Annotated in this window: 16 protein-coding genes; 7 read left to right on the top strand and 9 right to left on the bottom strand. The window is 71.9% G+C overall.

Going from position 1 to position 22,081, the window contains the following annotated elements; genetic code table 11:
• Nucleotides 1-18 precede the first annotated feature (18 nt).
• Nucleotides 19-2,193 (top strand): 3-hydroxyacyl-CoA dehydrogenase NAD-binding domain-containing protein, encoded by a 2,175-nt coding sequence (locus tag OG432_RS03710; RefSeq protein WP_328307654.1) that lies wholly within the window; start codon nt 19-21, stop codon nt 2,191-2,193.
• Between the two features lie 97 nt (nt 2,194-2,290).
• Here OG432_RS03710 and OG432_RS03705 read toward each other — a convergent pair whose 3' ends face one another.
• The 3 genes from OG432_RS03705 to sph all read right to left on the bottom strand — a co-directional run bounded on the left by OG432_RS03705 (nt 2,291) and on the right by sph (nt 5,548).
• Entirely contained in the window at nt 2,291-3,040 is a 750-nt protein-coding gene (locus OG432_RS03705) for a MerR family transcriptional regulator (protein ID WP_328307652.1), read from the bottom strand.
• A gap of 128 nt (nt 3,041-3,168) precedes the next feature.
• Entirely contained in the window at nt 3,169-4,245 is a 1,077-nt protein-coding gene (locus OG432_RS03700; RefSeq protein ID WP_328314986.1) for an alpha/beta hydrolase, read from the bottom strand.
• A gap of 316 nt (nt 4,246-4,561) precedes the next feature.
• Complete coding sequence (sph, locus tag OG432_RS03695; RefSeq protein ID WP_328307650.1) at nt 4,562-5,548, bottom strand: sphingomyelin phosphodiesterase; 987 nt, start codon at nt 5,546-5,548, stop codon at nt 4,562-4,564.
• 513 nt (nt 5,549-6,061) lie between these two features.
• Between sph and OG432_RS03690 the strand changes: the two genes are divergently transcribed.
• Nucleotides 6,062-6,940: an oxygenase MpaB family protein gene (locus OG432_RS03690; RefSeq protein ID WP_328307648.1), complete on the top strand. Its 879-nt coding sequence runs from the start codon at nt 6,062-6,064 to the stop codon at nt 6,938-6,940.
• A 116-nt stretch (nt 6,941-7,056) separates the two neighbouring features.
• Here OG432_RS03690 and OG432_RS03685 read toward each other — a convergent pair whose 3' ends face one another.
• Together OG432_RS03685 and OG432_RS03680 are read right to left on the bottom strand one after the other, a co-directional pair.
• On the bottom strand, nt 7,057-8,082 hold the full coding sequence (locus tag OG432_RS03685) for a LacI family DNA-binding transcriptional regulator (RefSeq protein WP_328307646.1): 1,026 nt from the start codon (nt 8,080-8,082) through the stop codon (nt 7,057-7,059).
• A 194-nt stretch (nt 8,083-8,276) separates the two neighbouring features.
• A complete protein-coding gene (locus tag OG432_RS03680) occupies nt 8,277-9,827 on the bottom strand; it encodes a M1 family metallopeptidase (RefSeq protein ID WP_328307644.1) in 1,551 nt (516 codons plus the stop codon).
• A 222-nt stretch (nt 9,828-10,049) separates the two neighbouring features.
• On the opposite strand from OG432_RS03680, the gene OG432_RS03675 reads away from it, so the two are divergent.
• Nucleotides 10,050-12,152 (top strand): Xaa-Pro dipeptidyl-peptidase, encoded by a 2,103-nt coding sequence (locus tag OG432_RS03675; RefSeq protein ID WP_328307642.1) that lies wholly within the window; start codon nt 10,050-10,052, stop codon nt 12,150-12,152.
• Nucleotides 12,153-12,169: 17 nt separating this feature from the next.
• Here the strand turns inward: OG432_RS03675 and OG432_RS03670 are convergent, their stop codons facing one another.
• Nucleotides 12,170-12,943, bottom strand: a complete 774-nt coding sequence (locus OG432_RS03670) for a thioesterase II family protein (protein ID WP_328307640.1) — start codon at nt 12,941-12,943, stop codon at nt 12,170-12,172.
• A gap of 269 nt (nt 12,944-13,212) precedes the next feature.
• Here OG432_RS03670 and OG432_RS03665 point away from each other — a divergent pair, with 269 nt between their 5' ends.
• The gene (locus tag OG432_RS03665) at nt 13,213-14,850 is read left to right on the top strand and encodes an ABC-F family ATP-binding cassette domain-containing protein (protein ID WP_328307638.1); all 1,638 of its coding nucleotides are present in this window, start codon (nt 13,213-13,215) and stop codon (nt 14,848-14,850) included.
• Nucleotides 14,851-15,038: 188 nt separating this feature from the next.
• On the opposite strand, the gene OG432_RS03660 is transcribed toward OG432_RS03665, so the two are convergent.
• Entirely contained in the window at nt 15,039-17,501 is a 2,463-nt protein-coding gene (locus OG432_RS03660) for a Tex family protein (protein ID WP_328307636.1), read from the bottom strand.
• Between the two features lie 66 nt (nt 17,502-17,567).
• Nucleotides 17,568-18,431 (bottom strand): SCO6745 family protein, encoded by an 864-nt coding sequence (locus OG432_RS03655; protein WP_328307634.1) that lies wholly within the window; start codon nt 18,429-18,431, stop codon nt 17,568-17,570.
• 199 nt (nt 18,432-18,630) lie between these two features.
• Between OG432_RS03655 and OG432_RS03650 the strand changes: the two genes are divergently transcribed.
• Both OG432_RS03650 and OG432_RS03645 read left to right on the top strand, forming a co-directional pair.
• The gene (locus OG432_RS03650; protein ID WP_328307633.1) at nt 18,631-19,593 is read left to right on the top strand and encodes a GlxA family transcriptional regulator; all 963 of its coding nucleotides are present in this window, start codon (nt 18,631-18,633) and stop codon (nt 19,591-19,593) included.
• Nucleotides 19,594-19,922: 329 nt separating this feature from the next.
• Nucleotides 19,923-20,561, top strand: a complete 639-nt coding sequence (locus OG432_RS03645; RefSeq protein WP_328307631.1) for a DJ-1/PfpI family protein — start codon at nt 19,923-19,925, stop codon at nt 20,559-20,561.
• On the opposite strand, the gene OG432_RS03640 is transcribed toward OG432_RS03645, so the two are convergent.
• The gene (locus OG432_RS03640; protein ID WP_328307629.1) at nt 20,533-21,300 is read right to left on the bottom strand and encodes an enoyl-CoA hydratase/isomerase family protein; all 768 of its coding nucleotides are present in this window, start codon (nt 21,298-21,300) and stop codon (nt 20,533-20,535) included. The two genes, OG432_RS03645 and OG432_RS03640, sit on opposite strands and share 29 nt — an antisense overlap.
• 74 nt (nt 21,301-21,374) lie before the next feature.
• On the opposite strand from OG432_RS03640, the gene OG432_RS03635 reads away from it, so the two are divergent.
• On the top strand, nt 21,375-22,079 hold the full coding sequence (locus tag OG432_RS03635; RefSeq protein WP_328307627.1) for an HdeD family acid-resistance protein: 705 nt from the start codon (nt 21,375-21,377) through the stop codon (nt 22,077-22,079).
• The last annotated feature ends 2 nt before the right edge of the window (nt 22,080-22,081 follow it).

Below are 22,081 nucleotides of genomic sequence, written 5' to 3'. Positions count from 1 at the left end.
CATACGGAGATTTGAGCAATGACGAAGAGCACGACCATCCGCTGGGAACAAGACGAGACCGGCGTCGTCACCCTCGTACTCGACGACCCCAACCAGTCCGCCAACACGATGAACCAGGCCTTCAAGGACTCCATCGCGGCCGTCGCGGACCGCCTGGAGGCCGAGAAGGACTCCATCCGCGGCATCATCTACACCTCCGCGAAAAAGACGTTCTTCGCGGGCGGCGACCTCAAGGACATGATCCAGGTCGGCCCCGAACACGCCCAGCAGGCCTTCGACACCGGCACCGCCATCAAGAACTCGCTGCGCCGCATCGAGACGCTCGGCAAGCCGGTCGTCGCCGCGATCAACGGCGCCGCCCTGGGCGGCGGTTACGAGATCGCACTCGCCGCCCACCACCGCATCGCGCTGGATGCCCCCGGCTCCAAGATCGGCCTGCCCGAGGTCACGCTCGGGCTGCTCCCCGCGGGCGGCGGTGTGACCCGCACCGTCCGCCTCCTGGGCATCGCCGACGCCCTGCTCAAGGTGCTGCTCCAGGGCACGCAGTACTCCCCGCGGCGCGCCCTGGAGAACGCTCTCGTGCACGAGATCGCCGCCACGCCCGAGGAAATGCTCGCCCAGGCACACGCGTTCATCGACACCCACCCCGAATCCCAGCAGCCGTGGGACGTCAAGGGGTACAAGATCCCGGGCGGCACGCCGTCCAATCCCCGCTTCGCCGCCAACCTGCCGGCGTTCCCTGCCAACCTCAAGAAGCAGCTCCAGGGCGCGCCCTACCCGGCGCCGCGCAACATCCTGGCCGCCGCCGTCGAAGGCTCCCAGGTCGACTTCGAGAGCGCTCTCACCATCGAGGCCCGGTACTTCACCGAGCTGGTCACCGGGCAGACCGCGAAGAACATGATCCAGGCATTCTTCTTCGACCTCCAGGCGGTCAACTCCGGCGTCAGCCGCCCCCGGGGCATCGAGCCGCGCCCCGTCCGCAAGGTCGCGGTCCTCGGCGCCGGCATGATGGGCGCGGGCATCGCGTACTCCTGCGCACGGGCTGGCATCGAGGTCGTCCTCAAGGACGTGTCGCTCGAAGCCGCTCTCAGGGGCAAGGCGTATTCCGAGAAACTGCTGGCGAAAGCGCTCTCCCGCGGGCGTACGACCGAGGCCCAGCGGGACGCGCTGCTCGCCCTGATCACCCCGGCCGCCGACCCCCAGGCCCTCGCGGGCTGTGACGCCGTGATCGAGGCGGTCTTCGAGGACACCGCTCTCAAGCACAAGGTGTTCCAGGAGATCCAGGACATCGTCGAGCCGGACGCCCTGCTCTGCTCCAACACCTCCACGCTGCCCATCACCGGTCTTGCCGAAGGCGTCGCGCGCCAGGCCGACTTCATCGGTCTGCACTTCTTCTCGCCCGTCGACATGATGCCGCTGGTGGAGATCATCAAGGGCGAGCGCACCGGCGATGAGGCCCTGGCCCGTGCCTTCGATCTCGTACGCCAGATCAGGAAGACCCCGATCGTGGTGAACGACTCGCGCGGCTTCTTCACCTCCCGCGTGATCGGCCAGTTCATCAACGAGGGCGTCGCGATGGTCGGCGAGGGCATCGAGCCCGCATCCGTCGAGCAGGCCGCGGGGCAGGCCGGTTACCCGGCCAAGGTCCTCTCCCTGATGGACGAGCTGACCCTGACGCTGCCCCGCAAGATCCGCAACGAGACGAAGCGCGCCGTCGAGGAGGCGGGCGGAGTCTGGCCCGGACATCCCTCGGACGCGGTCATCGACCGCATGGTCGACGAGTTCGGCCGCACCGGCCGCAGCGGCGGCGCGGGGTTCTACGAGTACGGCGAGGACGGCAAGCGGGCCAAGCTCTGGCCCGGCCTGCGCGAGCACTTCACCAAGCCGGGTCACGAGATCCCGTTCGAGGACATGAAGGAGAGGATGCTCTTCTCGGAGTCCCTCGACACCGTGCGTCTCTTCGAGGAGGGCGTCCTCACTTCGGTGGCCGACGCCAACATCGGCTCGATCATGGGGATCGGCTTCCCTGCCTGGACCGGCGGGGTGGTGCAGTACATCAACGGGTACGAAGGCGGTCTGCCCGGCTTCGTGGCCCGCGCCCGCGAGCTGGCCGAGCGCTACGGAGAGCGCTTCCAGCCGCCGGCCCTGCTGGTGGAGAAGGCGGAGAAGGGCGAGACGTTCAAGGACGCGTAGGCGCTCCGCCGGGTCCGGGGTGCTTCGTCCTCGGACCCGGGGCGTGGGGTGCCGAGCCGGTCGCGCCGTTCCCCGCGCCCCGACCGGGGCCCGGGGATCAGGCCTCCGGGTGGCTCTGGGCCGAGCCGAACGCCGCCCGCAACTCCTCCTTCAGGGAGCGCTGGAAGGCGGTGACGAGCGCCTGGAGCACCATCGGCTGCATGTGGGCGGAGAGCGATTTCATGGCCTCGACGTGGTCGGGGTCCGACTCCCGTTCCCGGTAGGGGTTCCACACCTCGTCACGGAAGAGCCGGGTCAGCTCGTGGGCGGCCGAGCGGGTGTGCTCCATCAGCACCGTGCGGGCCGCCAGGATCGTCTCGTGCGCGATGGGCACGTCCAGGAGCTGTACACCCAGCGCGAGCAGTCCCGGGTCGACGCGGAAGGTGTCGGTGCACCCCGCGATCCGTTCCAGGACGTTCATCGCGGTGAGCCGGTCGATGTCGGTGGCGGACAGCGGTCGCCCGGCTCGCCGCTCCAGGTCGGCCAGGCTCGCGTCGTCCGCCGTGTCGGGAGCCCAGGAGGCGACCACCGCCCGGTGGATCGCCAGGTCGTGGGCGCTCAGGTCGGCCGGCAACTGCTGCAGGTAGCGCTCGATCGCGGCCAGCGTCATCCCGTGGTGCTGCAACTCCTCGATCAGCGCGAGCCGGGACAGATGGGCGGGCCCGTAGTGCCCGACCCGGCGCGGCCCGATCACGGGCGGCGGCAGCAGCCCGCGGGTGCCGTAGAAGCGGATGGTGCGCACGGTGACACCGGCCCGCGCGGCCAGCTCGTCGACCGTGAGTGTCGGCTCCTCGGTCTCCGTCGCCATGGAAGTGCCTCGTTTCCCCGGTGTTCCCGGCCCACATGTTTCCGGCCCACATGTGCGCGGCCGTTCCGGTGCAACAGTATTGCTGTCTCACCATCACTGCTCAATACGCCCGCGGGCCGCGCCTCCCGTCAGTGGGCGGCACCGGCGAACGCCGCTTCGAGACGGGGCACGTAGTCCACGAGGTCCTGGGCCCAGCAACCGCTCTCGTGTCCGCCGTGGCAGTCGGCGCCCCAGGTGGATCCGTTGCCGTAGTCCACGTAGTGGTACGGCAGGGCGAGGGCGTCCAGGCGGTCCTTGGCGTGCCGGGCCGCCGACTCGACCCAGAACTCCATGCCGGAGGGGTCGCCCCCGCCGTCGCCGGTGTAGATCGCGATGCCCGTCCCGGCCAGCGCCGCCATGTGCGCGCAGGGATCCGCCTCGTTCCAGCGCCAGTCGGCGCCCAGCACCGGGTACGGCGTGCCGAAGACGGCGTCGCTCGACACCGTGGGGCCGAAGTCGAGGGAACAGGTGGCGTCCGCGGTGTTGCCGCACAGCGGGGCGCCGGCGTTGGTCAGGGTGGCGACCACGGCGCCACGCATCACCATGTGGTCCACCGACAGGTCGTCGGCCCCGGAGAACGTGGCGACCTGGCCGAACAGGTCCGGATGCCGCTGGGCGTAGTGCAGGGCGCCGAAGCCGCCCATGGAGAGCCCGCCCACGGCCCGCGCCCGCTTGGTCGCCAGGGTGCGCAGGTTGGCGTCGATGAACGGGATCACCTGGCCGATGTGGAAGTTCTCCCAGTTCTGCGCCCCGGCGGCGGTGTTCTGGTCGAGCCAGTTGGTGTACCAGCCCCTGGGGCCGCCGTCCGGGATGACCGTGATCATCGAGGTGGATCGGGTGAGGGCGGGATAGGCCACCGAGGGATTGGCCGGGTCGTCGGAGGCACCGTGCAGGAAGTAGAAGACGGGATAGCGCTTGGCGGGCGCGTCGGCGTAGCCGGCGGGCAGCAGGATCCGGATGTGGTGTTCCCGCGCGACCTCGGCCGTCCTGACCGTGATGACGAAGTTGGTCGCGCTCCCGGTGGCGGCGCCGACCTGGGTCAGGCCGAACCCGTCGGCCAGGACCGGGGGCGCGGGAGCGTCGGCGTGGGCGGAGGGAGCGGCGGGTGCGGCGAGCAGGAGAAGGGCGGCGCCGACGGCGGCGAGCCCGGCCCTGATCCGCGGCAGCCCCCGCCGCGGGCCGCCGCCGGCCCGGCCGGCCCCCACCCCGTACCCCGGCACGGGCTCCCGCGTCCCGCGCCCCGCGACGCGGTCACGGCCGGGGCGTGCGAGCGTTCCGGGAGCCGAGTGGTGGACCTCGCCGGTCCGTATCCGATGGGCGCGGAGCTTCACTGGACGCCTCCCCCTGTACACAACGACGGCTGGGTAGCGGCCGGCCACGCGCGACATGAGACGCGGGGCGGCCTGCCGCGCACCCTAACCAGATCCGGAACGCGCTTTCCCGGCGGAGGGTCTCATCCGGCCATCGGTGACGACGCCGTGCTCAGGCGGTCCGTCCCGCCTGGAGCGGATAGTGGTCGCTGAGGTTCGAGTACGTGTAGTCGGTGCCCCAACTGCTCACCGTCCAGGGCGTGGTGGACTCCTGCACCACGTTGTTGTTCCAGTCGGACGGGCGCGCGTGACCCGCGACGTGGAGGACGTAGTCCAGGTCCTCGCTCGGGTCCGTGGGATAGCGGAAACGGGCGATCGAGTTCTCGGCGGTGTCGAAGGAGTACGCGTGACCCGTCCGCGAGTCCGCGCCGACCAGGCCGCCGTTCGCGAGCATCGACACGTACTCGGAGCCGTGCGAGTCGACGTTGAAGTCGCCGGCGACCATGACCTCTTCGCTCGCGGGGACGTTCTTGGCGTCGAGGAACGACTTGATCGCCTTGAACTGCAGGGCGCGGTCCTTGACCGCCTCTCCCGCACCGCACCCCGAGTCCGTCGACTGGGTGTGGGTGCCGACGACGTGCACCTTGGTGCCGTTCACGTCCAACACCGCATACACGAAGCCCTTGTTGGACCACCAGTCGGAGCCGCACGCGTCCTTGTAGATGAACTGCTCCTTGTGCAGGATCGGCCACTTGCTGAGGAGGGTGACGCCACCGTCCTCCGGCGTGGTCGAGGAGTACGAGCCGCCGGTCGCGTCCCATCCGTCCTTGCTCCGGCCGACGACGGGTGTCTGGTAGGGGTACTGGGCCGCGGCGTTGCGCTTCAGCGCGTCCGACGCGGTGTTGTCGAACGCCTCCTGCAGCACCACGACGTCATTGCCCTGGAAGAAGGGGGCCGCGGGGATCGCCTGGGCCCGGTGGTCCTGGCCCCAGTTCGGGTACAGGCTCTGGCTCATCAGGAACGTGTTGTACGTCAGCACCTTGAGGTGGGGAGGCGTGGCCGCGGTGGCCGTGGCGGGCGCGGCGGTGGCCGCGGTGACGACGGCGAGCGCGGCGGCAAGGGCCGCCCCGGGAACCCGGCGGAGCGAGAAGTGCGGCACGTGAACTCCTGTGGCTTGCGTGGGGATTGGACCGGCGCGCACATCAAAGCAGCTGCGGTTACCTAGAGGTAACCTCTCTGCGTCCACAGACTTGCCCCCGTCGTACGATCAGGCGTACGGCGGCTCCGGCGGCTCCGGCGGCTCCGGCGGTCTCTCGCGGGCGAGTCCCATGAGGAGGCCGCGGCTCCGGAACCGCTCCGCACGAGGCCGGCGTCAGGGTGGACCAGGTCGCGAGCTCGCACGCCGCACCCAGTCGTGCCGCGAGACTCCGAACGATCGGGCGGCCGCGAGCGTGGTGAGCTCCGGGCCCGCTGGTGAGCCGGCCGACCCGGTCGCCGCCCCTTCGGCCGGAGGCGGGCCCACCGATCCTCGCGGGGCGATGAACGTCCGGGGCACGGCGCCGGACGCCGGCCCCATGCCCCCCGGATGCCATCGTGATCGCGGCGCTTGCATACTGGAATCCCTGCGAACACGGCAGTCACCACAGATCCGCCAGCCTCAGGGAGCCCAGGAATGAGCCGCCGAGACCCCGCGCCCGCGCCGCCGCCTCCCGGAGGTGTGCTGTGGAGCCTCGCCGGAGACGTCAGGATGCTTCTCGCCCTGCCCGCCGCGCTCACGATGCAGGTCGCGCACCCCGCGGTCGGGGCCGGCGTGGATGACCACTCGGTGTTCCGCACCGACCCGTGGGGGCGCGGAGAGCGCTCTCTGCGCTCGCTCCAGCTCTGGGTGTACGGGGGCGACCAGGCTGTCGCGGAAGGACGCCGGCTCCGGGAACTCCACAAGACGATCCGGGGCACCGACGCCACCGGGCGGCGCTACCACGCGTTGACCCCCGCCTACTACGCGTGGGTGCATGCCACCGGCTACCCCGTCTACGCCCACGCCCAGCAGTACATCGGCCGGCCCTTCACCGACGCCCAGCACCGCAAGCTGTATGCGGAGTGGCTCCAAGTGGGCCGGATCCTCGGCATCGGCGACCAGGACATGCCGGGGACCATCGAAGAGTTCCGGCCCTACTACCGCAAGGTCCTGGCCGACGAGATCCGTTCCAACGTCGTGGTGGAGGAACTCCTGGCCACGGACCTCTCCGTTCCGGCCCCCGACCGGGGGCCGCTGCCGCTCCGGCTCGTGCTGAGAGCGCTCTGGCCCGTGTTGCTGCCGCCCTTCGCGCGCTTCCGCCGGTTCGTCACGATCGGCTTCATGCCGCCGGACGCGCGGGAGACGATCGGCCTTGAATGGACGGACGAGCAGGAACGGAAGCTGCGCCGCCTGGGCCGGGTGGTCCGCGTGGTCGGGCCCGTACTGCCGGAGCGGCTGCGCTATCTGCCGCTCGCGCGCCGGGCGCGGGCGGAGTTCAGGCGCTCGTCGGGAGGCCGAGAGCGCTCTCGGTAGGCCTCACCGGGTCGCCGCCGGTCCCGTGTCGGCGCGTCGTCGGTGACGTACCGGCGTCGTACCGGCGTCGTACCGGCGTGGTGCCCGTCCGCGGCGGGGGCGAGCGCGAGGCGGGCTCAGGCCGAGGCGCGTCGGACCAGCGTCGTCGGGGTGATCACCGAGGCGGGTGGCGCCACTTCGGCGCCGCCCTGGTCGAGACCGCGCAGCAGCAGCCGTGCCATCAGCCGCCCCATCTCCTCGATCTCCTGACGTACGGTCGTCAGCGGCGGATCGGTCGCCTCGGCCACCGAGGCCATGTCGTCGAAGCCGACCAGCGCGACATCGTCCGGCACGCGTCTGCCGCTCTCGCGCAGAACCCGCAGAGCGCCCGAGGCCATCAGGTCGTTGGCCGCGAACACGGCGTCCAACTGCGGCCGCCGCACCAGGAGTTGGGACATCGCGGCCGCCCCGCTCCCGGAGGTGAACGCGCCTTCCGCCACCAGGGCCGGATCCGCTTCCGGAAGCATGTCGCGGTATCCGGCGAGGCGGTCCGTCGAGGCGGTCTGATCCAGCGGGCCCGCGATGTGCGCGATGTGCTTGCGGCCGATCGAGAGCAGGTGGCGCACGGCCTCCCGCGCACCGCCCCGGTTGTCGGCGTCCACATAGGGCACGCGGGTGGGGAAGCCCGGACGGCCGCCGAAGACGGTCAGGACGCCGGCCCCGCGGGTGATCCCGGGCAGCGGGTCGTCCTCGTGCAGGGAGAAGGCGAGCGCCCCGTCGACATGGCCGCCCGCGAGATAGCGCGACACCCTTCCGTAGTCGTCCGCGCCCTCGACGAGCAGCAGCACCAACTGGGTGTCGTGCGCGGTGAGTTCCTTGCCGATGCCGCGGATCTGCTGGGAGAAGAAGGGATCGGAGAAGAACCGCGTCTCCGGCTCGGCGACGATCACGGCCACCGCGCCGGTACGCCGGGTGACCAGGGAGCGGGCCGCCGGATTCGGGATGTAGCCCAGCTCCTCAACGGCTTGGCGCACCTTGTCGACCAGGGGTGGGCGCACCCCCGAACCACCGTTGACGACCCGCGATGCGGTGGCACGGGAGACGCCCGCGAGCGCCGCGACGGCTTCGAGCGTGGGGCGCGTACCGAAGTACTGCTCGGTCAAGGCGAGTTCTCCTCATCGGCGAGACGTGAGCGAGGCCGCGGCGACGCCCGGCGTGGCCCCGGCGGCGCGGCTCGTGACCGCGCCGCCGATGCCCGCGGACCCGCAGAGCGGAACCGCTGTGCCCGGCAGCGTATCGGGTGCGGATCCGCGCCGAGAGCGCTCTCTCGACCCGCCGTCGCCTCGCTGCCCCCGCCTCAGCGCTGGGTGTGCGCCGAATGCGACTCCACGATCTTCTTCCACGACTTCGGTTCGACCGGTGTCACGGGCCCGCGGGGGGTGACCGGCTGCGCCGACCTGGCGGACGGCGCCTTCGTGACGCCCGCCCGAGGACCGAACCCGGCCTTGGCGGCAGCCGCGGCGGAGGGCTTGGCCGGCTGGAAGAGCCAGGTGTCGAAGAGCTCCGCGAGCGGCTTGCCCGAGATCTTCTCGGCGTACTTGACGAAGTCGCCGACGGCCGCATTGCCGTAGGCGTGCTGGGCCGGCCAGCCCTTGAGGATCTTGAAGAAGGATGTGTCGCCGACCGTGTTGCGCAGCGCCTGGATGGCGACGGCGCCCCGGTCGTAGACGGCGCCGTCGAATTGGTTGTCCGGGCCCGGGTCACCCGGCTTGACCTGCCAGAACGGGTCGTCGGCCGGGTGTTGCGAGTAGACCCAGTCCGCGAGTTCCTGAGCGGTGCCGTCGCCCTCCTTCTCCGACCAGAGCCACTGGGCGTAGGACGCGAAGCCCTCGTTGTCCCAGATGTCCTTCCAGCCGTTGACGGCGACGCTGTCGCCGTACCACTGGTGCGCGAGTTCGTGCACGACCACGGAGACGTTGGCGCCGTTGGCGAACTGGGCGGGGCTGTAGAACGGGCGGGTCTGCGTTTCGAGCGCGAAGTGGCTCGGCACGTTCGGGACGTACCCGCCGACCGCGTTGAAGGGATACGGGCCGAAAACGCTCTCAAGCCACTCGGTCACGTCCTTGGTGCGCTCGACACTGGCGCGTACGGCGCCGTCGTTGTCGCCGAGGTCCTTGCTGTAGGCGTTGAGGACGGGCAGGCCGCTCGCGGTCTTGTCGGTGGTGATGTCGAACTTGCCCACCGCGAGCGTGGTCAGATAGGACGCCTGCGGCTTGTTGGAGCGCCAGTTGTACGTCGTCCAGCCGATCTTCGAACTCTGGCTCTGCAGAACGCCGTTGCTGATGGCCTGGGTGCCGTCGGGCACCTTCACGGAGATGTCGTACGTGGCCTTGTCCAGCGGGTGGTCGTTGGACGGGAACCACCACACGGCCGAGTCGGGCTCCTGGGCCGCGACACCGCCGTCCGGAGTGCGCTGCCACGCCGTCCAGCCGTCGACCTTCAGCTCGGACGGCTTGCCGGCGTACTTCACCACGACGGTGACGGCCTTGCCCTTGGGCAGCGGTGTGGCCGGGGTGATCTCCAGCTCGTGGCTGCCGGACGTGGCGAACGTCGCCTTGGTGCCGTTCACCCGTACCTCGCTGACGGCGAGGCCGAAGTCGAGGTTGAAGCGGGAGAGGTCCTGCTTGGTGGTGGCGAGCAGGGTGGCCGTGCCCTCCAACAGGTCCGTGGCAGGCTGGTACTTGAGTTTCAGGTCGTAGTGCGAGACGTCGTAGCCGCCGTTGCCGCTGGCCGGGTAGTAGGGGTCGCCGATGCCCGGGGCGCCCGGAGTGAAGTCCGCGGCCGACGCCGGGATCACCAGCAGCAGGGAGGCGGCGAGCACGCTCGGGGCGATGATTTTGCGGTGCACAAAAGCTCCAAGTCGTCAGTGTCGTCGTGGGGTGAACGATGGTGAACGATCTCTTCGGACCTTATTCAGCCCCTGCCGCCCTAGTCATGTCCATGGCCCCTGCTGTCACACGATCGCCATTCGGCCGACATCTCGGCCGGAGCGGCCCGGTTCGCTCCGGCCCCCCTTCGCCCCCTCTACTGCCCCCTTTTGCACGGGAGTTGACGGGAGTACCTTCCGCCCATGCCGATACATGAGCGGTTCATCCGCCCCAGGTCCAGATCGCCGAGGCCGTTCCGGTTGCGCAGGTCCCACGGGCCCGCCGGGTTCGCCAGGTCCGCCAGGTCCGGCAGGTCTCTCGGGGCCCTCGTCCTCGCGGCCGTGGCCGCCCTGGCGGCGGTGCTTCTCGCCCCGGCGGGAGCCCAGGCCACCCCGGCGGGAGCTCAGGCCATCCCGCCGGGCTCGCAGGCCGCTCGGGCGAAGGAGAGCCGGCCCGTCTATTCGTACGAGAACGCGATACGCGAGGCCGTCTGGGTCGACACCGGTCTGGACACCGACGGTGACGGCAGGGGCGACCGCGTCGCGGTCGACATCGTCCGCCCGCGCGAACCCGCGCAACAGGGCCGGAAGATACCGGTCATCATGGATGCGAGCCCGTACTACTCGTGCTGCGGACGCGGCAACGAGAGCCAGCTCAAGACGTACGACGCCAACGGCGATGTCGTGCAGATGCCGCTGTTCTACGACAACTACTTCGTGCCGCGCGGCTACGCCTTCGTGGGCGTGGACCTGGCCGGAACCAACCGTTCGGACGGCTGTGTCGATGTCGGCGGTCCCTCCGACGTGCTGTCCGCCAAGGCGGTCGTCGACTGGCTCAACGGCCGGGCCCGCGCCTACACGACCCGGACCGGCGGGACGCGGGCCACGGCCGGGTGGACCAACGGCCGCACCGGCATGATCGGCAAGAGCTGGGACGGCACCATAGCCAACGGCGTCGCCGCCACCGGCGTCGAGGGCCTCAGGACGATCGTGCCGATCAGTGCCATCTCCTCCTGGTACGACTACTACTTCGCCAAGGGCGCCCCGCTGTACGACGGCGGTCCCGCCGACCTGGCCGACGCGGTGGAGAGCCCGGACGCGCAGGCGCACTGCGCCGCGGAGCAGCAGAAGATCGTCGCCGGATCGCCCCGCAGCGGCGACTGGACGAAGCTGTGGAACGACCGGGACTACGTGCTGCGCGCCGACAAGGTCAAGGCCAGCGTCTTCGTCGTGCACGGCATGCAGGACCTCAACGTCCGCACCAAGAACTTCGGCCAGTGGTGGGACGCGCTCGCCGCGAACGGCGTCGAGCGCAAGATCTGGCTGTCGCAGACCGGTCACGTGGACCCGTTCGACTACCGGCGTGCCGACTGGGTGCCGGTCCTCCACCAGTGGTTCGACCACTACCTGCTCGGCTACGACAACGGCATCGAGCGCCGGCCCATGGCCGACATCGAGCGCCACCCCGACCAGTGGACCACCGACCGGGTGTGGCCCCCGTCCGGCACCGCGGCCGCCACCGTGCATCCCGTGAACGGTGCCGTGCCGGGCGTCGGAGCGCTCTCGCTGGGCCGGGCGCCCGCGGCGTCGACGGCCACGTTCACCGACAACCCGGCCCTCGACGAGACCAGCTGGGCGGCCGACATCGACAAGTCGACGCCCGACAAGGCGGGTTTCACCACCAAGCCGCTCACCAAGGACCTGCGGGTGTCCGGCTCGTCCAAGGTCACCGTCACCGCGACACCGTCCACGAGCAGCGCCCATCTCTCCGCGGTCCTCGTGGACCTCGGGCCCGACACGATCCGCAACTACGCGGGGGCGGGTGAGGGCATTCTCACCGGCACCGACCGCACCTGCTGGGGTGCGAGCACCACCGGGGACAGTCCCTGCTACCTGACCACGTCGGCGGACAAGACCGACGTCGGCTCCACCGTCTTCAGTCGCGGATGGGCCGATCTCGGCAATTACGCCTCCGACCGCAAGGGCGTGCCGCTGACCCCCGGCAAGCCGTACACCATCACCCTCGACCTGGCGGCCACCGACCACGTGGTGCCTGCCGGGCACCGGCTCGCGCTGATCGTCGCCGGTACCGACAACGGCCTCATCGACCCGCCGGCGAGCAGGCCCACGCTCGCGCTCGACCTGACGCGCTCGGGTGCCCGGGTGCCGTTCGTCGGCGGCGCCGGAGCGTTCGCCCGCGCCACCGCCGGCACGGGCGCGCCGGGCGGCGCGCCGAGCCTGGTGGCACCGAAGGGGGTGCCGGTTCCGCGGATGACCCAGCGGCTCCCCGGAGACGTCCGGCACTGACGGAGCGGCCCGGCGTCTCAGTGCGTCAGGCCGCCCGCCGGGGTGCTCACCCCGGACAGCGCCTCCGCGAGGGCCGCCAGCACGGGGCCGGGATGCTCACGCAAGTAGAAGTGCCCGCCCGGGAATTGACGCACCGTCAATTCCCGGGCGGTGTGGCTTCCCCAGTCGTCCAGGAGCTCGCGCGCGTGGTCGGCGCGGCCGCCGAACACCGTGATGGGCACGGGCAGCGGCTCGGCCTCGCGCCACGTGTACGTCTCCAGGACGCGGTAGTCGTCCCGCAGCGCGTCGACGACCAGCTCCCGCAGCTCGGGGCTGTCCAGGACCTCCTGCGGTATGCCGCCGTGGATCGTGGCGACCCGCTCGATGAGGTCGTCGTCGGACAGCCGGTGCAGCGGGTCCGCGGCGCGTGCGTGACGGTGGTGCGGCGCGGGAAGGGCGGAGACGATCAGCCGCGCGGGCAGCGGCCTGCCCGCGTCACGCAGGGCGCGCGTGACCTCGTAGGCGACGAGGGAGCCCAGGCTGTGCCCGAAGAAGGCGTACGGCTCCGGGCTCAGGGGCACCTCGTCGAGGAACGCCGCGACCAGCTCCCGCATCGAGGCGAACATCGGCTGTCCGTACCGTGAACCGCGGCCGGGCAGTTGCACGGCCTGGAACTCCGCGTCCGGCATGTCGCGGCCCCAGCGCAGGAACTCGGTGGCCGAGCCGCCCGCGTGCGCGAAGCAGTAGAGCTTGGGGGCGCCGGGGCGCGGCTTCCCGGCGATGAGCCAGCTGGACGGCGCGGCAGGGTGCATGGCGGGGGAACCTCCGGGGGAGCGGGCGGGCGGATGCGGCGGCCGGGTCCGCCTCCGCGCCGGGGCGCCTGCCCGCAGGCCCCCGGTCGGGTCCGCGGCGACGTCCCGTAGCGAGGAGTCTCCCATCGTGCCCGGAATCATCCGCCCGGTTTTGGCCACGGGCCCGCGTTCCGGGTACGTCGGTGAACGGGGCCGGGACCGCGGCCGGGGGAGCGTGCGGCGGCCGGGGATCCGGGGCGGCCGGGGGACGGATTAGGATCGGTCACCTCATGACTGCAACTCTCGTCGCCAAGGATCTCGCCGCCGGCCACGGCGACCGCACCCTGTTCGCCGGGCTCGACCTGGTGGTCGCCCCCGGCGACGTCATCGGCCTCGTCGGACCCAACGGAGCAGGCAAGTCCTCGCTGCTGCGCCTGCTCGCAGGGCTCGACGCCCCCGAGGAGGGCGAGCTGCGGCTCTCCCCGCCCGGCGCGAGCGTCGGTCATCTCCCGCAGGAGCCCGACCGGCGCCCCGGCGAGACGATCCGCGCCTTCCTCGCGCGGCGCACCGGTGTCGCCGCGGCCCAGGAAACGATGGACATCGCGACACAGGCCCTGGTCGACGGGGCCCCCGGCGCCGACGACGCCTACGCCGACAGCCTGGAGCGCTGGCTCGCACTGGGCGGCGCCGACCTGGACGAGCGGGCCGAGGAGGTCGCCGCCTCGCTCGGCCTCACCACCGGCCTCGACCAGCCGATGACCGCGCTCTCCGGCGGCCAGGCAGCCCGCGCGGGCCTCGCCTCGCTGCTCCTGTCCCGCTACGACGTCTTCCTGCTCGACGAGCCCACCAACGACCTCGACCTGGACGGGCTTGAGCGGCTCGAAGCGTTCGTGAAGGGACTGCGGGCCGGCACGGTCGTCGTCAGCCACGACCGCGAGTTCCTCGCCCGCACCGTCACCAAGGTCCTCGAACTCGACCTCGCCCAGCAGCAGATCAACCTGTACGGCGGCGGCTACGAGGCCTACCTGGAAGAGCGCGCCACCGCACGGCGTCACGCGCGGGACGACTTCGAGGAGTACGCCGACAAGCGCTCCGCGCTCGAAGGCCGCGCCCAGATGCAGCGTTCCTGGATGGACAAGGGCGTCAAGAACGCCCGCCGCAAGGCGACCGACAGCGACAAGCTCGGAAAGAAGTTCCGCAGCGAGTCCAGCGAGAAGCAGGCGTCCAAGGCCCGCCAGACGCAGCGCATGATCGAGCGCCTCGACGTGGTGGACGAGCCCCGCAAGGAGTGGGAACTGCGGATGGAGATCGCCTCCGCGCCCCGCTCCGGCGCCGTCGTCGCCAGCCTGCGCGACGCCGAGGTGCACCGCGAAGCCTTCACCTTCGGGCCGGTCTCGCTCCAGATCGACTGGGCCGACCGCGTGGCCATCACCGGCGCCAACGGCTCCGGCAAATCCACCCTGCTCGCCGCCCTCCTCGGCCGGCTGCCCCTCGACGCCGGCCACGCCACGCTCGGCTCGGGCGTCGTCGTCGGCGAGGTCGACCAGGCGCGCGGACTGTTCCTCGGCGACGACGCACTGCTCGACGCGTTCTGCGCCGCGGTCCCCGACACGGAGCCCGCGGAGGTCCGCACCCTGCTCGCCAAGTTCGGCCTCAAGGCGCACCACGTGCTCCGTCCGGCCGGATCGCTCTCACCGGGCGAACGCACCCGCGCGGCCCTCGCCCTGCTCCAGGGCCGGGGCGTCAACCTCCTCGTCCTCGACGAGCCGACCAACCACCTGGACCTGCCCGCCATCGAACAGCTGGAGTCGGCGCTCGACTCCTACACCGGCACCCTGCTCCTGGTCACCCACGACCGCAGGATGCTGGACGCCGTCACCACCACCCGCCGCCTGGAAGTCGCGGACGGAAAGCTCACCGAGCACTGACCGCTCACCGAGTACGGACGGCTCACCGAGTACGGACGGCTCACCGAGTACGGACGGCTCACCGAGTACGGACGGCTCACCGAGCGCGGGTGGTGGCGGGCCGCCGGACGCGTAACGAGGGGCGGGCGTACGTCAGTTGACGTACGCCCGCCCCTCGGCGTCCTCCGGGCTCAGCTGCCCAGCCTGGCTCAGCGCCCGCCGCGGCCCTTGGGGTCGACGAGGCCGGCCTTGCGCAGCGCGTCCGCCATCGCGCTGTTCGCCGGCGCGGGCGCCGAGCCGCGGCCCTGGCCGCCGCCCTGACGGCCGCCGCCGCGGCTCTCGCCGTCACTCGCACGTCGCTGGGCCTGGCCCTGGCTCCGATTCTGGCCCGCACCCTGCGCCTGGCCCTGGCCTTGCCGCTGGCGAGGGGGCCGGCCGCCCTGCCCCTGGCCGCCGCGTTCGCCCCGCTCGCGCTGGGGCGCGCCGCCCGGCGCGGACGCGTCGTCGTCGAGCCGGAGTGTCAGCGAGATCCGCTTGCGCGGCACGTCCACGTCGAGGATCTTCACCTTGACGATGTCGCCGGGCTTCACCACGTCCCGCGGGTCCTTCACGAACGTCTTCGAGAGCGCCGAGACGTGGGCGAGCCCGTCCTGGTGCACACCGATGTCGATGAACGCCCCGAACGCCGCCACATTGGTGACCACCCCTTCGAGCACCATCCCGGGCGCCAGGTCGCCGATCTTCTCGACGCCCTCCTTGAAGGTGGCGGTCCTGAACGCCGGACGCGGGTCGCGGCCCGGCTTCTCCAGCTCGCGCAGGATGTCGGTGACCGTGGGCAGGCCGAAGGTGTCGTCCACGAAGTCGTCGGGGCGCAGCGAGCGCAGCACCCCGGTGTTGCCGACGAGCGACGCGACCTCGCTGCCCGCGGTCTTCACCATCCGCCGCACCACCGGATACGCCTCGGGGTGCACGCTGGAGGCGTCAAGCGGGTCGTCGCCGTCGCGGATCCGCAGGAAGCCCGCGCACTGCTCGTACGCCTTCGGGCCGAGCCGCGCCACGTCCTTGAGCGCCCGGCGGGAGCGGAACGGGCCGTTGTTGTCGCGGTGCGCCACGATGTTCTCGGCGAGCGTCGAGCCGATGCCGGACACCCGCGAAAGCAGCGGCACGGACGCGGTGTTGACGTCGACACCCACACCGTTCACACAGTCCTCGACCACCGCGTCGAGCGAGCGCGACAGCTTCACCTCGGACAGGTCGTGCTGGTACTGGCCGACGCCGATCGACTTCGGGTCGATCTTCACCAGCTCGGCGAGCGGGTCCTGCAGGCGCCGGGCGATGGATACCGCGCCGCGCAGCGACACGTCCATGTCGGGGAACTCCTGCGAGGCGAAGGCCGAAGCCGAGTACACCGAAGCGCCCGCCTCCGACACCATCACCTTCGCGAGCTTCAACTCCGGGTGCTTGGCGATGAGTTCACCGGCGAGCTTGTCCGTCTCGCGGGAGGCGGTGCCGTTGCCGATGGCGATCAGTTCGACCGCGTGCTCCTGACAGAGCGCGGCCAGCTTCGCCAGTGCCTGGTCCCACTTGTTGGCCGGGACGTGCGGGTGGATGACGTCGGTGGCCACGGCCTTGCCGGTCGCGTCCACCACCGCCACCTTCACGCCCGTGCGGAAGCCCGGATCGAGGCCCAGTGTGGCGCGGGTGCCGGCAGGGGCGGCGAGCAGCAGGTCGCGCAGGTTGGAGGCGAAGACGCGGACCGCCTCGTCCTCGGCTGCGGTGCGAAGGCGCAGCCGCAGGTCGATGCCGAGGTGCACCAGGATGCGGGTGCGCCAGGCCCAACGCACCGTGTCGGCAAGCCACTTGTCGCCGGGCCGGCCGCGGTCGGCGACGCCGAAGCGGCGCGCCACCATGTTCTCGTACGCCGAAGGGCCGGGCTCGGCCGACGGCTCCTCGGGCTCCAGGACGAGGTCGAGGACGTCCTCCTTCTCGCCGCGCAGCATCGCGAGGATCCGGTGCGAGGGGAGGGCTGTGAACGGCTCGGTGAAGTCGAAGTAGTCGGCGAACTTGGCGCCCGCCTCCTCCTTGCCCTCGCGCACCTTCGCCGCGAGCCGGCCCCTGGTCCACATGCGTTCGCGGAGCTCGCCGGTCAGGTCGGCGTCCTCCGAGAACCGCTCGGCGAGGATCGCGCGGGCACCCTCCAGGGCCGCCGCCGCGTCGGCGACGCCCTTCTCGCCGTCCACGAACGCGGCGGCCGCCACGAGCGGGTCCACCGACGGGTCGCCCAGGAGGCCGTCGGCGAGCGGTTCGAGACCCGCCTCGCGGGCGATCTGCGCCTTGGTGCGCCGCTTGGGCTTGAAGGGCAGGTAGATGTCCTCCAGGCGGGCCTTGGTGTCGGCGCCCCGGATCTGCGCTTCGAGCGCGTCGGTGAGCTTGCCCTGCTCCCGTACGGAGTCGAGGACGGCGGCGCGCCGGTCCTCCAGCTCCCGCAGGTAGCGCAGCCGCTCTTCGAGGGCGCGCAGCTGGGCGTCGTCCAGCATCTCGGTCGCTTCCTTGCGGTAGCGAGCGATGAACGGGACGGTGGATCCGCCGTCGAGCAGCTCGACGGCGGCCTTCACCTGCCGCTCCCGTACGCCGAGTTCCTCGGCGATCCTGCTTTCGATGGACGTCGTCACGTTGCCGTACCGCCTTCTCGCTGAGCCTGAGGCGCCATTGTGGCAGGCGGCGACGGTAATCGCCGATCAGCCCTTGCCGACGAGGTCGGCCGGGAAGCCGCCTGCCAGGGCCGCCGTCACCAGGAATCCCTTGGCGAGTTCGGTGAGCCGGGCCACGTCCCGCTCACCGAGGAGTTCGTAGGGGGCGAGGTCGAGCCGGTCGGTGCGGTCTTCGAGGTCGGCGCGGAGCGCCACCCCGGCCTCGGTCAACTCGCCTTCGGTATCCAGCAGTCCGCGCTCGCGCAGCCGCGCGGCGGCCGCGTCCCACTCCGTCTCCTGCCAGCCGCGCGTGGCGAACACCCAGCGCGGCGCCATGCCCTTGCCGGTAGCGGTGTGACTGACCAGCGCCTCCAGCGGGTCGAGCCCGAGGTCGAGCAGCGCGGTGAGGTGGCCGTCACCCCGGTGCTCGCGCAGCAGCGTCGCCGCGTGCCAGTAGGCGAGGTGCGGCTGCTCGGGCACGGGCAGGTCGGCGTGGGCCGCGTACAGCGGGCGGGCGTGCCGGGTGCAGCCCTCGGCGGCGCGCAGCGCGAGCCGGGCCGCCTCTGCCATCTCTTCGGAGGCGCAGGTCTCCTCGCCGAGCAGCATGCGCAGCGTGCTGTCCACCGCCCGCAGGCGGGCGGCCAGGACGGCCTCGGGGGAGGCGGTGCGCCACACGGCGGGCAGGTGCCGGGCGATGAGAGCGTGGTTGAAGTTGTAGAAGGTGGCGGCCACGACACCCGGCCCCACCGCTCCCATCGCGGCCGCACGCCCGGCGAAGTAGGCGGCGCCGCGGTCCTCGATGCCGAGTGCGGCGAGCTCCTGGGTGAAGTCGGGCGAGAAGTAGATCGTGGCGTGCAGCGAGTTGACGGGGCTGTTGCAGCGGCGTGCGGCGCGGGGCGGGAGAGAGCTCATGGCCAGAACGTTACCGACTGGTCGGTACGTCGGGAAGGGGTGGGCCGCGTGCGACGACGCGGCTCGCGCCGGGCGGCGTGTCGGGACTCGCTGCGGGCCTGTTCGGGGGCGTGGCGGAGGTCGTATCCGGGTCCTGATGGCAGGAAAGGTGGGATTCTTGTCATTGCGGCCATCGCGGTGGGGCCCAAGGATGGGGAGCATGACGCAGCGCTCCGTCCTCGTGGTCCTCTTCGACGGCGTCCAGAGTCTCGACGTGACCGGCCCCGCCGAGGTGTTCGCCATGGTCGGCCGCGTCCTGGGCGACCCGGGCGCCTACCGGCTGCGTTTCGCCTCGCTCGACGGGGCGCCCGTCGCCTCGCACAGCGGGCTGCGCCTCATGGCCGACTGCGCGCTCGGGGAGGCGGGAGCCGACGACGTCCTGCTCGTCCCGGGCGGCGACGGTGCCCACCGGCCCGCGCCGGGCCTCGTCGACTGGCTGCGGGTGCACGGGCCGGACGCCGGGCGCCTGGTCTCCGTGTGCTCGGGTTCGCTGCTCCTCGCCGAGGCGGGGCTGCTCGACGGGCACCGGGCCACCACGCACTGGGCGTCCTGCGCCGACATGGCCCGCCGCTACCCCGCGGTCCGGGTCGAGGCGGACCCGATCTTCGTGCGGGACGGCCGCATCGCCACCTCGGCCGGGGTCACCGCGGGGATCGACCTCGCCCTCGCCCTGGTGGAGGAGGACCACGGCAGGGACACCGCCCTCGCCGTCGCCCGCATCCTCGTGGTGTTCCTGCGCAGACCTGGCAACCAGGCCCAGTTCAGCGCGCAGCTCGCCGCGCAGACGGCCCGGCGGGAGCCGCTGCGCGAACTGCAGCAGTGGATCACCGAACACCCGGACGGCGACCTGTCCGTGGAGGCGCTCGCGCAGCGCGCCCGGCTCTCCCCGCGTCACTTCGCCCGTGCCTTCCACGCCGAGACCGGCACGACTCCCGGCCGCTACGTCGAGCGGGTCCGCCTCGAACACGCCCGGCGCCTTCTGGAGGAGACCCCCGACGGGGTGCGGGAGGTCTCCCGTGCGGCCGGCTACGGCACCCCCGAGGCGATGCGGCGCGCCTTCGTCAAGGCACTGGGCACCGCCCCGGCCGAGTACCGCCGCCGCTTCCGCCCCGCCCCCGCCTGACGCTCCGCCCCCCTGGCGCCCTGCCCCGCCTGACGCCCTGCCCCCGCCCGGCGCCTCCCTCCGCTGGATGCCCCGCGACGCCTGCTCCCCTCCACGACGACGCAACGCCCCAGCGCGCAACGGCTTCAGCCCGCGGCACGAACAGGGCGCATCAGCGCGCAGCGCTTCACCACGCGACGCAGGGCGGCGCACCGCCCGAAGATCACGTAACCCCGGTGACGCCCCGCGCCGGCACGCGGCGGAGGCCCCGCCCCCGGGCCCCACCGCTCACCACCACCACGACCGCGCTCGCCCGCCCCCCCCAGCGACCTTTCGATGAAGGACAGCCCATGCTGATCGCCGTCGTCCTCTACCCCGGGTTCACCGCGCTGGACGCGGTGGGCCCGTACGAGACCCTCAGCCGGCTTCCCGGTGCCGAGACGGTGCTGGTCGCCGAAGAGGCCGGTCCGGTCCGCAACGACAGCGGCAGTCTGACCCTCGTCGCCGAGAAGGCCTTCGCCGAGGTGCTGCGGCCCGACATCGTGGTCGTGCCGGGCGCCCCGCCCGGGGCCGTCGAGCCGCACCTGCACGGCGGGCCGCTCCTGGACTGGCTGCGCACCGCCGACGTCGCCTCCACCTGGACCACCTCGGTGTGCACCGGCTCGCTGCTGCTCGGCGCGGCCGGACTCCTCAAGGGGCGCAGGGCGACCTCGCACTGGCTCGCCCTCGACCAGCTCGCCGCGTTCGGGGTGAACACGACGGGGGAGCGGGTCGTCATGGACCGCAAGTACGTCACCGCCGCCGGGGTCTCCTCGGGCATCGACATGGGGCTCACGCTGCTCGGGGCGATCGCGGGGGACCGGTACGCGCAGGCCGTGCAGCTCCTCATCGAGTACGACCCGCGGCCGCCCTACGACGCCGGCTCGCCCCTCAAGGCCCCCGCCGACCTGGTGGAGCAGTTCAGGTCGAACGGGTTCCCCCGGGACTGAGCGGCCAGCCGAACCGCGGGGGCCTGCGCTCCAGGAAGGCGGCGATTCCCTCCGCGCTGTCGCCGCAGCCCAGCTCCTGCTCCGCCCAGTACTCCTCGCGTCCGGCAACGCCGCCCGTGAACTCCTTCGCCGCCGCCTGGGTGAGCTGCGAGCGCGACACCAGCAGGCGGGTGAACTCGGCCACCCGCTCGCCCAGTCGCCCCTCGGGCAGCACCTCGTCCACGAGACCGGTGCGCAGCGCCCGCTCGCTGTCGATCAACTCCCCTGAGAACAACAGGTACTTGGCGGTCGCCGGCCCGACGAGCGAAGCCAGGCGCCGGGTGGAGGAGGCCGGGTAGACGATGCCGAGCTTGGCGGGCGTCACACCGAAGAGCGCACCCTGCCGCGCGAACCGCAGATCGCAGGCGGCCGCCAGCTGGCTGCCGCCGCCCACGCAGTGGCCGCGCACCACGGCCAGCGTCGGCCGGGGAAAGGCGGCCAGCGCCTCCTCGGCCCGGACCGCGAGCGCCCTCGGATCCTCGCCGGGCTCGCGCAGCGAGGAGATGTCCGCCCCGGCGCAGAACGTGTCGCCCGCCCCGGTCAGCACCAGCGCCCGTACGCCCGGGTCGGTGGCCAGGGCGTCGAGCAGCGGCGGAAGCGCGCGCCACATCGCGGAGGTCATCGCGTTGCGCTTGGCGGGGTTGCTGATGACTACGGTGGCGACGCCCTCGCTCACGCTCTGCTGTAGCTGCGGCTGCATGCGCCGGATGCTATCCGGGTACCCGCTGCCTATGATCGCAAGGGGGGCGCACGCGGATCGCTGAGGAGACGCTGATGGCCAAGCCCACGCGGAACGTCGAAGGCGAAGGCGGCGAGCGGAACGCCCGACGCGAAGGCAGAAGACTGAGCCGGAGCTTCGGTGTGCTCGCACTGCTCGGAGCCGTCCTGGTCGTGGCCGGCATCGTGGGCCTCGCCTACACCGAATTCGCGACCCTCACCACGATGCTGCTCTTCGGCTGGCTGCTGCTCATCGGCGGTGTCGTCGGTCTCGCCCACGCGATCCAGTCACGCGGCTCGCGCTTCTTCTGGCTCGCGGTCGTGGTCGCCGCGCTGAACCTGGCCGCCGGAGTCGTCATCATCCGCCGCCCCGAGGGCAGCGCCGAGGCGCTCACGATGTTCGCCGCCCTGCTGTTCCTGACCGGCGGGGTCTTCCGGCTGGCCGGCAGCGTGGTGGTGCGCGGGCCGCAGTTCGGCTGGACGCTGGTGCAGGGCGCGTTCGGTGTGCTCCTGGGCATCCTGGTGCTGGCGAACTGGCCGAGCAACAGCCGGTACGTCATCGGCTGTTTCTTCTCGCTGGCCCTGCTCTTCGACGGCCTGGGGCTGATCGCGATCGGCGTCGGCGGCCGCAGAATCGTCACTCTTGTGAGCGACGCGGTGGCCTCGCCCGAGGCCGCGAAAAGCACACCTCCGATGTCTCCGACACCCCCGCAAGCCATGGCAAAGCCGTCAGAGAGGGATCAGAACCCGCCGGAGAGGTGACC

Source organism: Streptomyces sp. NBC_00442 (assembly GCF_036014195.1).
Taxonomy (GTDB): Bacteria; Actinomycetota; Actinomycetes; order Streptomycetales; family Streptomycetaceae; genus Streptomyces.
This window is presented reverse-complemented; position numbering and strand designations above follow the sequence as displayed.